Annotated in this window: 8 protein-coding genes; all 8 read right to left on the bottom strand. The window is 59.1% G+C overall.

Translation table 11 applies throughout. The annotated features are described in order from the left end of the window. Nucleotides 1-108 precede the first annotated feature (108 nt). Nucleotides 109-816: a 2-C-methyl-D-erythritol 4-phosphate cytidylyltransferase gene (gene ispD / locus QMX93_RS02965; protein ID WP_053117650.1), complete on the bottom strand. Its 708-nt coding sequence runs from the start codon at nt 814-816 to the stop codon at nt 109-111. Beyond that, nucleotides 813-1091 carry a cell division protein FtsB gene (gene ftsB, locus QMX93_RS02960; protein WP_003222158.1) on the bottom strand — a complete coding sequence of 93 codons (279 nt, stop codon included), beginning with the start codon at nt 1089-1091 and terminating at the stop codon, nt 813-815. The genes ispD and ftsB overlap by 4 nt, the downstream gene beginning before the upstream one ends. A gap of 171 nt (nt 1092-1262) precedes the next feature. Then, on the bottom strand, nt 1263-2552 hold the full coding sequence (gene eno / locus QMX93_RS02955) for a phosphopyruvate hydratase (RefSeq protein ID WP_007908839.1): 1290 nt from the start codon (nt 2550-2552) through the stop codon (nt 1263-1265). A 156-nt stretch (nt 2553-2708) separates the two neighbouring features. Beyond that, on the bottom strand, nt 2709-3554 hold the full coding sequence (gene kdsA / locus QMX93_RS02950; protein ID WP_008081720.1) for a 3-deoxy-8-phosphooctulonate synthase: 846 nt from the start codon (nt 3552-3554) through the stop codon (nt 2709-2711). Between the two features lie 4 nt (nt 3555-3558). Further along, entirely contained in the window at nt 3559-5190 is a 1632-nt protein-coding gene (locus QMX93_RS02945) for a CTP synthase (protein WP_053117648.1), read from the bottom strand. 274 nt (nt 5191-5464) lie between these two features. Continuing rightward, nucleotides 5465-6793 carry a tRNA lysidine(34) synthetase TilS gene (gene tilS / locus QMX93_RS02940; protein ID WP_282352481.1) on the bottom strand — a complete coding sequence of 443 codons (1329 nt, stop codon included), beginning with the start codon at nt 6791-6793 and terminating at the stop codon, nt 5465-5467. A 132-nt stretch (nt 6794-6925) separates the two neighbouring features. Then, nucleotides 6926-7873, bottom strand: coding sequence for an acetyl-CoA carboxylase carboxyltransferase subunit alpha (locus tag QMX93_RS02935; RefSeq protein WP_053117644.1), 948 nt, complete (start codon nt 7871-7873; stop codon nt 6926-6928). 139 nt (nt 7874-8012) lie between these two features. After that, nucleotides 8013-11534: a DNA polymerase III subunit alpha gene (gene dnaE / locus QMX93_RS02930; RefSeq protein WP_053117642.1), complete on the bottom strand. Its 3522-nt coding sequence runs from the start codon at nt 11532-11534 to the stop codon at nt 8013-8015. Nucleotides 11535-11577 lie beyond the last annotated feature (43 nt).

Below are 11577 nucleotides of genomic sequence, written 5' to 3'. Positions count from 1 at the left end.
GGCTCGCTCCCACAGGGGATTTTCAGTGGAGGCAAAACGTGGGGCCGGCACAAATCAAATGTGGGAGCGAGCCTGCTCGCGAAGGCAATCTGACAGGCACCGATGATCTCAGCGGCGATTCGCCCAACGCTGGCGCAACCACTCCAGATCTTCCGGCCGCGTCACCTTGAGGTTATCCGCGCGCCCTTCGATCAGTCGCGGTTTCAGCCCCGCCCACTCCATCGCTGACGCTTCGTCAGTGATCACGGCATCCGCGACCAGGCTGTCCGCCAGCGCCCGATGCAACGCACCGAGGCGAAACATCTGCGGCGTATACGCTTGCCAGATCACGCTGCGATCGACGGTTTCAAGCACACGACCGTGCTTGTCGACCCGCTTCAACGTGTCGCGTGCCGGCACGGCGAGCAAACCGCCGACCGGGTCATCCATCAGTTCAGCAAGTAACTTGTCGAGATCATCGCGACTCAGATTCGGCCGCGCCGCATCGTGCACCAGCACCCAATCGTCATCATCGGCACCCTGCGCATGCAAGTGCAGCAAGGCATTGAGCACCGAAGCCGATCGCTCGGCCCCGCCGTCAACCCGCTGAATTCGCGAGTCGCTTGCGCACGCCAGGTTCGGCCAGTAAGGATCATCAACAGCAAGACTGACCACCAACCCTTGCAGGCTTGGGTGATCGAGGAAACAGCCGAGGCTGTGTTCGAGAATTGTGCGTCCGCCCAGTTGCAGGTATTGCTTGGGACGATCCGCGGCCATTCGGGCACCGACGCCCGCGGCAGGAATCACGGCCCAGAAGGCCGGCAGGGAATTGATCATTGGGCCAACTGGTAAAGGGTTTCGCCGTCCTTGACCATGCCCAACTCATGGCGAGCGCGTTCTTCAACGGTCTCCATGCCTTTCTTCAGCTCGCTGACTTCAGCGTCCATCACCCGATTGCGCTCCAGCAGGGCTTCGTTCTCGGCGTGTTGATCAGCAATCTGCTGATTCAGCTCGGCGACTTGCGCCAGACTGCCATTGCCCACCCACAGGCGGTACTGCAGACCGGCCAGCAGCAAGAGCAAAACGAGAAACAACCAGTAGGGACTGCGCATCGAATATCAGGTATCCAGTGAAAAAAGACAGCCATGCCAAAACTTTGAAGCATCTGATAGCACGAAGCCTGGAAGATCCAGGCTTGTGCATATAAGGCATCAGATTAGTGGCAAATCCATCGCTGTCACGACTTTTCCGACACAATCCGGTGTCTTTTTACCATCTACGGCTTAACCGCGAAACTCGGAGCGACCGTTGTACTTGGCTTTGCCATTCAACTGCTCTTCGATACGCAGCAGTTGGTTGTACTTGGAAACGCGGTCGGAACGGCACAGCGAACCGGTTTTGATCTGGCCAGCCGAGGTGCCCACAGCCAGGTCGGCGATGGTCGAATCTTCGGTTTCGCCCGAACGGTGCGAGATCACTGCAGTGTAACCGGCAGCCTTAGCCATCTGGATGGCTTCCAGCGTTTCGGTCAGAGTGCCGATCTGGTTGAACTTGATCAGGATCGAGTTGGCGATGTTTTTATCGATACCCTCTTTCAGGATCTTGGTGTTGGTCACGAACAGGTCGTCGCCCACCAGTTGCACCTTCTCGCCGATCTTGTCGGTGAGGATTTTCCAGCCAGCCCAGTCGGACTCGTCCAGACCGTCTTCGATCGAGATGATCGGATAACGTTCGGTCAGGCCCTTCAGGTAATCAGCGAAACCTTCAGCGGTGAACACCTGGCCTTCGCCGGACAGGTTGTACTTGCCGTCTTCGTAGAATTCGCTCGCCGCGCAGTCCAGCGCCAGGGTCACGTCAGTGCCCAGCTTGTAACCGGCGTTGGCCACCGCTTCGGAGATCACTTTCAGCGCGTCTTCGTTGGAGGCCAGGTTCGGTGCGAAACCGCCTTCGTCGCCAACGGCAGTGCTCAGGCCACGGGCCTTCAGCACAGCTTTCAAGTGATGGAAAATCTCGGTGCCCATGCGCAGACCTTCCGAGAAAGACTTGGCGCCAACCGGCTGTACCATGAATTCCTGGATGTCGACGTTGTTATCGGCGTGCTCGCCACCGTTGATGATGTTCATCATCGGCACCGGCATCGAGTAAACACCCGGAGTGCCGTTCAGGTTGGCGATGTGTGCGTACAACGGCAGATCCTGATCCTGTGCAGCAGCCTTGGCCGCAGCCAGGGACACGGCGAGGATGGCGTTGGCGCCCAGGGTCGCTTTGTTTTCGGTACCGTCGAGCTTGATCATCGCGTGATCCAGCGCTTTCTGGTCGCTTGGGTCGGTGCCCAGCAGCAGATCGCGGATCGGGCCGTTGATGTTGGCGACTGCTTTCAGTACGCCTTTGCCCAGATAACGGCTCTTGTCGCCATCACGCAGCTCGAGCGCTTCACGCGAGCCAGTGGATGCACCGGACGGCGCGCAAGCGCTGCCGATGATGCCGTTGTCGAGAAGCACGTCCGCTTCCACGGTGGGATTGCCACGGGAGTCGAGAACTTCACGACCTTTGATGTCGACGATTTTTGCCATTGTTGTAAACACTCCAAAGTTGACGAAAACGACGCAGCTAGAGGAAATCTTTTTACCGTCGGCAAGTGGTGTGCAGCGGGCAGCTTGCAGACGACAACGCACATGCCCGAGGGCATGTGCGACAAATCGTGCGGTACTTTACCGGAGAATTGAGTGTTACGCGGTTTCTACCGTCGGAAAACTCTTCACCAGTTCGTCCAAAGCTTTGAGCTGGGCCAGAAATGGCTCCAGTTTGTCCAGACGCAAGGCGCAAGGGCCGTCGCATTTGGCGTTGTCCGGATCCGGATGTGCTTCGAGGAACAGACCCGCCAGCGACTGGCTCATGCCCGCCTTGGCCAAATCCAGAACCTGCGCACGGCGACCGCCAGCGGAGTCGGAACGACCGCCTGGCATTTGCAGCGCGTGGGTCACGTCGAAGAAAACCGGGTACTCGAACTGCTTCATGATGCCGAAGCCGAGCATGTCGACCACGAGGTTGTTGTAGCCGAAGCTCGAACCACGCTCGCAGAGGATCAGTTGGTCATTACCCGCTTCCACGCACTTGCTCAGGATGTGTTTCATTTCCTGAGGCGCGAGGAACTGGGCTTTCTTGATATTGATCACTGCGTTGGTCTTGGCCATCGCGACGACCAGATCGGTCTGGCGCGACAGGAAGGCCGGCAGTTGAATGATGTCGCAGACCTCAGCGACGACCGCGGCCTGATCAGGCTCGTGGACGTCGGTGATGATCGGTACGCCGAAGGCTTGTTTGATGTCCTGGAAGATGCGCATGCCCTCTTCCAGGCCAGGGCCACGATACGAATGCACAGAAGACCGGTTGGCCTTGTCGAAACTGGCCTTGAACACGTAAGGGATACCGAGTTTTTCGGTGACCTTTACGTACTCTTCGCAAACCTGCATGGCCATGTCACGGCTTTCCAGCACGTTCATGCCGCCGAACAGCACCATGGGTTTGTCGTTGGCAATCTCGATGTCGCCGACGCGGATGATCTTCTGTGCCATCGGGTTACGCCTTCTTCTGGTGTTGAGCCAACGCTGCTTTGACGAAACCGCTGAACAGCGGGTGGCCATCGCGTGGTGTCGAGGTGAACTCTGGGTGGAACTGGCAAGCAACAAACCATGGGTGATCGGCCGCTTCTACCACTTCAACCAGCGCTGCGTCAGCCGAGCGACCGGAGATTTTCAGGCCGGCTTCGATCAGTTGTGGCAGCAGCTTGTTGTTCACTTCGTAACGGTGACGGTGACGCTCGACAATCACATCCTTGGCGTAGCAGTCGTGCACCTTGGAGCCGGCTTCAAGCAGGCATTCCTGAGCGCCGAGGCGCATGGTGCCGCCCAGATCGGACGCTTCGGTACGCACTTCAACAGCGCCGGTCGCGTCTTCCCATTCGGTGATCAGACCCACAACCGGGTGGCCGCTGGCGCGGTCGAACTCGGTGGAGTTGGCGTCTTTCCAGCCCATCACGTTACGGGCGAACTCGATGACCGCCACTTGCATGCCGAGGCAGATGCCCAGGTACGGAACCTTGTTCTCACGAGCGTACTGAACGGCGGTGATCTTGCCTTCCACGCCGCGCAGACCGAAGCCGCCCGGTACGAGGATCGCGTCGACACCTTCGAGCAGCGCAGTGCCCTGGTTTTCGATGTCTTCGGAATCGATGTAACGCAGGTTGACCTTGGTGCGGTTGCTGATGCCGGCATGACTCATCGCTTCGATCAGCGACTTGTAGGCGTCCAGCAGCTCCATGTACTTGCCGACCATGGCGATGGTCACTTCGTGTTCCGGGTTCAGCTTGGCGTCAACCACCGCTTCCCACTCGGACAGATCAGCGCTGCCGCATTGCAGACCGAAACGCTCAACGACGAAATCGTCCAGACCCTGCGAGTGCAGGATCCCCGGGATCTTGTAGATGGTATCGGCGTCTTCCAGCGCGATCACCGCACGTTCTTCAACGTTGGTGAACTGAGCGATCTTGCGACGCGACGAGATGTCGATCGGGTGATCGGAACGGCACACCAGTACGTCTGGCTGCAGGCCGATCGAACGCAGTTCTTTCACCGAGTGCTGGGTTGGCTTGGTTTTGGTCTCGCCGGCAGTGGCGATGTACGGCACCAAAGTCAGGTGCATCAGCATCGCGCGCTTGGCGCCGACTTCGAAACGCAGTTGGCGGATCGCTTCGAGGAACGGTTGCGACTCGATGTCACCGACGGTGCCACCGATTTCAACCATCGCCACGTCAGCGTCGCCAGCACCCTTGATGATGCGGCGCTTGATTTCGTCGGTGATGTGCGGAATCACCTGGATGGTTGCACCCAGGTAATCACCACGGCGCTCTTTGCGCAGCACGTGTTCGTAAACACGGCCAGTGGTGAAGTTGTTGTTCTGGGTCATGGTCGTGCGGATGAACCGCTCGTAGTGGCCCAGATCCAGGTCGGTCTCGGCGCCGTCGTGGGTGACGAACACTTCGCCGTGCTGGAACGGGCTCATGGTGCCCGGGTCAACGTTGATGTACGGATCCAGCTTCAGCATGGTGACCTTAAGTCCCCGCGCCTCCAGGATGGCTGCCAATGAAGCCGATGCAATGCCTTTCCCCAAAGAAGAAACAACACCGCCCGTGACGAATATGTAGCGCGTCATGAAAAACCCTAGAAGTCTGCGTTAAAGCGGTCCGAGCCGCCGGGGGAAGCGAAGGAAGGCCGAAGCCCCCGATCACCTGCATTAATCACAGTGCACCTTTCAAAAAAACCGCCGCGTTGGGACAGACCGGCAGATGAAACACCGGTACGTTGCTCGCTACACATTTTTTGGAATCGCCCAGCAAAGACTGCTTGGTAATCGGCAACTCCTGCAATTCAGGCGAATCCACAGAAGTTGTATCAAGAAGGGAGCGTAGTCTACCGGAATGCTCCTTTCAGCTCAAACCCAGATCTTCGCCTGTTGGCTGCCAATGCAATTTCCAGCCGTCCTGCCCATTGCCATCAAGCCCCGGCAGGTTTGCCACCGCGAGCAATTCGTCGCCGCAAAACAGCAGCGGCAATCTGCCACGCACAAAACCCGGCACCGCGCGCTCATTGAGCAGGCGTTTGAGATCGCGATGACCGCGATCCGCCAAATGCATCACTTCGCCGCCCTGACGATAGGCGATACGCAACGGGCCGCAAGGATTTTGCCCGTCGAACATGACACGACCATTATCGGCCAAGCGTAGCGGTGAAGACGGCGCTTGCCAGTCGGCGCCGATCATCGGCGTGCGCAACCAGTGGCCGCTGAGCCACCACACACGTCCGGCGCTGCGATGCAGTTCGCCATTGGCCAGACGCCAGATAGGCGAAGCATCGGAAGCCGCTTCGCACAGATCCGTCCAACCCGACCAATGGTCGCTATCCGGCAGTTGGGTGAAGGCTTCGAGCCAATGGCTGATCGCGTTGCGTTGGCGCGCGGCGGACAGTGCGGCGAGTGGCGCCAGTTCCAGCGACGGCAAACCCAGCCATTCGAAATCGTGCGGGGTGTTCGCCTGCGCCAGATCGATCTGCGCCAGTTCATCGAGCAGCCCCTGCGCCTCACGCAGATGCGCGGCGCTGCGGGCCATGCTCGCCTGCGCTTGCGGCCAGCGCCCGGTCAGCAGCGGCATGACCTGATGGCGCAGATAGTTGCGCGAGAATTGCCGATTCTGATTGGACGGGTCTTCGATCCAGGTCAATTGATGAGCCTGTGCGTACGCCTCCAGTTCGGCGCGGGAGATGTCCAGCAGCGGCCGAACCAGCGTGCCCTGCCCCACTGGCCGCTGCGCCGGCATTGCGGACAATCCGCGTACACCGGCGCCGCGCAATAAGCGGAACAACAGCGTTTCCGCCTGATCATCGCGATGCTGCCCGGTCAGCAACAGATCATTGGTCTGCGTCAGCGAACTGAACACCGCGTAACGCGCATCCCGTGCTGCTCGCTCCAGACTCGCGCCCGGTTGCACCGTAACCCGCTCGATGAGCAACAGAACACCCAGCGCATCGCAAACGGCTTGGCAATGTTGCGGCCACGCATCAGCCGCAGCCTGGAGGCCGTGATGGATATGGACAGCGCTTAGCGGCGGGAGGGATTCGGATTTTGCCAGAGAGGCCAGCAGATGCAGCAGGACGGTGGAGTCGAGACCACCAGAGAAGGCGATACGCCAATGAGCGGCATTGCGCCAAGGCTCAAGGTTCAGCAACAGCCGGGACGGCAAATCAATCATGGACTGGCGCATATTCAACTCTTTGCCCCAAAACAAATGTAGGAGTGAGCCTGCTCGCGATAGCGGTGTGACAGCCAACACATTGGTTGAATGTTACGCCCTCATCGCGAGCAGGCTCACTCCTACAGGGGTATTGCGTTCGACTTAGAGGCCGTAGCTCATCAGTCGATCATAACGGCGCTTCAACAGCGCTTCGTTATCGAACTTCTTCAGCATCGCCAGTTGCGAACTCAGCTCGGCACGGATCGAGGCAGCGGCAGTCGCCGGATCACGGTGGGCGCCGCCCAGAGGCTCGCCAATCACCTTGTCGACAATGCCCAGGCCTTTCAGACGCTCAGCGGTGATGCCCATCGCTTCAGCAGCATCCGGCGCTTTTTCGGCGGTTTTCCACAGAATCGATGCGCAACCTTCCGGCGAGATCACCGCGTAGGTCGAGTACTGCAGCATGTTCAACTGATCGCAAACGCCAATCGCCAGTGCACCGCCGGAACCACCCTCACCAATAACGGTGGCGATGATCGGGGTTTTCAGGCGCGACATCACACGCAGGTTCCAGGCGATCGCTTCGCTCTGGTTGCGCTCTTCAGCGTCGATCCCAGGGTAGGCACCCGGGGTGTCGATGAAGGTCAGGATCGGCATTTTGAAACGCTCGGCCATCTCCATCAGACGGCAGGCCTTGCGGTAGCCTTCCGGACGCGGCATGCCGAAGTTGCGGCGAACCTTCTCGCGCACTTCACGGCCTTTCTGGTGACCGATGATCATCACCGGCTGGTCTTCCAGACGCGCGATACCGCCAACGATCGCAGCGTCGTCAGAGAAGTGACGGTCGCCGTGCAGTTCGTCGAACTCGGTGAAGATGTGCTCGATGTAGTCGAGGGTGTACGGGCGTTTCGGGTGACGCGCCAGGCGTGCGATCTGCCAGCTGGTCAGCTTGCCGAAGATGTCCTCGGTCAGCGTTTTGCTCTTGTCCTGCAGGCGGGAGATCTCATCGCCGATATTCAGCGAATTGTCATTACCGACCAAGCGCAACTCTTCGATCTTGGCTTGCAGGTCGGCGATCGGCTGTTCGAAATCTAGAAAATTCGGGTTCATAGGCGTCCGTCTTGGGTCGTGTCCCAAATGAGCTTGGGCCGGCCGGTTGTCTATTCGCGCCCTACCTTAAGGGAGAGGCGCGCTGAGGTCGAGATTAAAAATTCAGGTTGCGGGCAAGCGCCATGAGGGCACTTGCCGGTCAACGGTATTGGAGGAAGACGTTGTCTCGCCCGAACTGGTCACGCAGTGCTTGAATCAACGCATCTGCCGGGTCGATCCGCCAGGTCTCGCCAAACTGCAGCAAGGTCTTCGCATCGGGGCTGGTGTACTCCATGGTCACCGGGCACGCGCCGCGATGGCGCTTGAGCAAATCACCCAACCAGCGTAGCTGATCGCCTTTCAGATCCTGGGTTTGCAGCTTCAGGCGCAGGCTCTCGGCGAGGTTGGTACGCGCATCTTCCATGCTCATCACGCGCTTGACCCGCAGGCGCAGGCCGCCGGAGAAGTCATCGTTGCTGACCTCGCCTTCGACCACCACCATCGCGTCGGTCTGCAACAGCGACTGCGCGGAGTGGAAGGCATCGGCAAACAACGACGCCTCGATGCGCCCGGAGCGGTCGTCAAGGGTGATGAAGCCCATCTTGTCGCCCTTTTTGTTCTTCATCACGCGCAGGGCAATGATCATCCCGGCCACGGTCTGCGTATCGCGGGCCGGTTTCAGGTCGATGATGCGCTGACGGGCGAACCGGCGGATCTCACCTTCGTATTCGTCGATCGGGTGACCGGTCAGGTACAGGCCCAGGGTGTCTTTTTCACCCTTGAGGCGTTCCTTGAGGGTCAGCTCTTTGGCTTTGCGATGCACCGCGTAAACGTCGGCGTCTTCCTCGACGAACAAGCCGCCAAACAGGTCGGCGTGGCCGCTGTCGTGAGTGCGCGCCGTCTGCTCAGCGGACTTGATCGCCTCTTCCATCGCGGCCAACAGCACCGCACGGTTGCGGTCGATGTTGGCCTGATAAGCCTTTTGCTCTTCATGGAAGAACGGGCCGAGACGATCCAGCGCCCCGCTGCGGATCAAACCGTCGAGGGTGCGCTTGTTGATGCGTTTGAGGTCGACGCGGGCGCAGAAATCGAACAGATCCTTGAACGGCCCGTCCGCGCGCGCCTCAGTGATCGCCTCGACCGGCCCCTCGCCCACACCCTTGATCGCGCCGAGGCCATAAATGATGCGGCCTTCGTCGTTCACCGTGAACTTGAACTCCGAAGTATTCACATCCGGCGCGTCGAGACGCAGCTTCATGGTGCGAATTTCTTCGATCAAGGTCACGACCTTGTCGGTGTTGTGCATATCCGCCGACAGTACCGCAGCCATGAACGGCGCCGGGTAGTGGGTCTTCAGCCAGGCCGTCTGGTACGAAACCAGACCGTAAGCAGCCGAGTGAGACTTGTTGAAGCCGTAACCGGCGAATTTTTCCACCAGGTCGAAAATGTTACCGGCAAGGTCGGCTTCGATATTGTTGGTCTTGCAACCTTCAATAAAACCGCCGCGCTGCTTGGCCATTTCTTCGGGCTTTTTCTTACCCATCGCCCGACGGAGCATGTCCGCACCGCCGAGGGTGTAACCGGCCATGACCTGGGCAATCTGCATCACCTGTTCTTGATACAGGATGATGCCGTAGGTCGGTGCCAATACCGGCTTGAGGCCTTCGTATTGATAGTCGGAGTGCGGATACGCCAGCTCGGCGCGACCGTGCTTACGGTTGATAAAGTCATCAACCATGCCGGACTGCAGCGGGCCCGGACGGAACAGGGCCACCAGTGCGATCAAGTCTTCCAGGCAGTCGGGCTTGAGCTTTTTGATCAGCTCTTTCATGCCGCGGGATTCAAGCTGGAACACCGCGGTGGTTTCAGCTTTTTGCAACAGCGTGTAAGTCGGTTTGTCGTCGAGCGGAATGAACGCGATGTCCAGCGGCGGCTCGTCGACCTTGGCGCGGTCGCGGTTGATGGTCTTCAGCGCCCAGTCGATGACCGTCAGCGTCCGCAGACCAAGGAAGTCGAACTTCACCAGACCGGCGGCTTCAACGTCGTCCTTGTCGAACTGGGTTACCAGACCGTCACCGGCCTCGTCGCAATAGATCGGCGAGAAGTCAGTCAGCTTGGTCGGCGCGATAACCACACCACCGGCGTGTTTACCGACGTTACGCACCACGCCTTCGAGCTTGCGCGCCATCTCCCAGATTTCTGCGGCCTCTTCATCGACCTTGATGAAGTCACGGAGAATTTCTTCCTGCTCGTAGGCTTTTTCCAGAGTCATGCCGACTTCGAACGGAATCATCTTCGACAGACGATCCGCCAAACCGTAAGACTTGCCCTGCACCCGCGCCACGTCGCGCACCACAGCCTTGGCGGCCATGGAACCGAAAGTGATGATCTGGCTTACCGCGTTGCGCCCGTATTTCTCGGCCACGTAGTCGATCACGCGGTCACGACCGTCCATGCAGAAGTCGACGTCGAAGTCGGGCATCGATACCCGTTCCGGGTTAAGAAAACGTTCGAACAGCAGATCGTATTCCAGCGGGTCGAGGTCGGTGATCTTCTGCACGTAGGCCACCAGCGAACCGGCACCCGAACCACGGCCAGGGCCTACCGGCACGCCGTTGCTCTTGGCCCACTGGATAAAGTCCATAACGATCAGGAAGTAACCGGGGAAGCCCATCTGGATGATGATATCCAGCTCGAAATTCAAGCGATCTACATAGACCTGACGCTTGGCTTCGTAGTCTTCGGTGGTGTCCTTGGGCAGCAGCACCGCCAATCGCTCTTCGAGACCGTCGAAGGAGACTTTGCGGAAATATTCGTCGATGGTCATGCCATCGGGGATCGGGAAGTTGGGCAGGAAGTGCGTGCCCAGTTTCACGTCGATGTTGCAGCGCTTGGCGATCTCGACGGTGTTTTCAATCGCGTCGGGAATATCGCTGAACAGCTCGATCATCTCCTCGGCGCTTTTCAGGTATTGCTGATCGCTGTAATTCTTCGAACGACGCGGATCGTCGAGGGCGCGGCCCTCACCGATGCAGACGCGGGTTTCGTGGGCGGCAAAGTCTTCCTGCTTGATGAAGCGCACATCGTTGCTCGCCACCAGCGGCGCGCCGAGTTTGTCAGCTAGCGCCACGGCGCCGTGCAGTTGTTCTTCATCGTTGGGACGGTTGGTGCGCTGGATTTCCAGATAGAAGCGATCCGGGAACACCGCCATCCATTCGCGCGTCAGGGCCTCGGCTTCAGCCGGGTTGCCACTGATCAGGGCCATGCCGATCTCGCCCTCTTTGGCGGCGGACAGCATGATCAGGCCTTCGTTGGCTTCAGCAACCCACTCACGCTCGATGATGATCATGCCGTTGCGCTGGCCTTCGATGAAGCCGCGCGAGATCAACTCGGTGAGGTTGCGATAGCCCTTGGCGTTCATCACCAACAGGCTGAGACGGCTCAGCGGAGCGTCCGGATCTTTGTTCGACAGCCACAGGTCGGCGCCGCAGATCGGCTTGATGCCTGCGCCCATGGTGTTTTTATAGAATTTGACCAGGGAACACATGTTGTTCTGGTCGGTGACCGCGACCGCCGGCATGTTCATGGCGGTCAGCGCCTTGACCAGCGGCTTGATCCGCACCAGCCCGTCGACCAGCGAGTATTCAGTGTGCAGGCGTAGATGAACGAATGAAGCCGGCATAGTGATCCTGTCCAGTTACATAGAGACAACAAGGCCCGGATTG

The organism is Pseudomonas sp. PS01303 (assembly GCF_029959385.1).
GTDB classification, from domain to species: Bacteria; Pseudomonadota; Gammaproteobacteria; order Pseudomonadales; family Pseudomonadaceae; genus Aquipseudomonas; species Aquipseudomonas rustica.
Note: the sequence above shows the minus strand (reverse complement) of the source record. Positions and strands in the feature narration are given on the sequence as shown.

Coding starts and splice junctions, on each gene's coding strand:
- ispD (WP_053117650.1), bottom strand. CDS start 816: ATGATCAATTCCCTGCCGGCCTTCTGGGCCGTGATTCCTGCCGCGGGC.
- ftsB (WP_003222158.1), bottom strand. CDS start 1,091: ATGCGCAGTCCCTACTGGTTGTTTCTCGTTTTGCTCTTGCTGCTGGCC.
- eno (WP_007908839.1), bottom strand. CDS start 2,552: ATGGCAAAAATCGTCGACATCAAAGGTCGTGAAGTTCTCGACTCCCGT.
- kdsA (WP_008081720.1), bottom strand. CDS start 3,554: ATGGCACAGAAGATCATCCGCGTCGGCGACATCGAGATTGCCAACGAC.
- QMX93_RS02945 (WP_053117648.1), bottom strand. CDS start 5,190: ATGACGCGCTACATATTCGTCACGGGCGGTGTTGTTTCTTCTTTGGGG.
- tilS (WP_282352481.1), bottom strand. CDS start 6,793: ATGCGCCAGTCCATGATTGATTTGCCGTCCCGGCTGTTGCTGAACCTT.
- QMX93_RS02935 (WP_053117644.1), bottom strand. CDS start 7,873: ATGAACCCGAATTTTCTAGATTTCGAACAGCCGATCGCCGACCTGCAA.
- dnaE (WP_053117642.1), bottom strand. CDS start 11,534: ATGCCGGCTTCATTCGTTCATCTACGCCTGCACACTGAATACTCGCTG.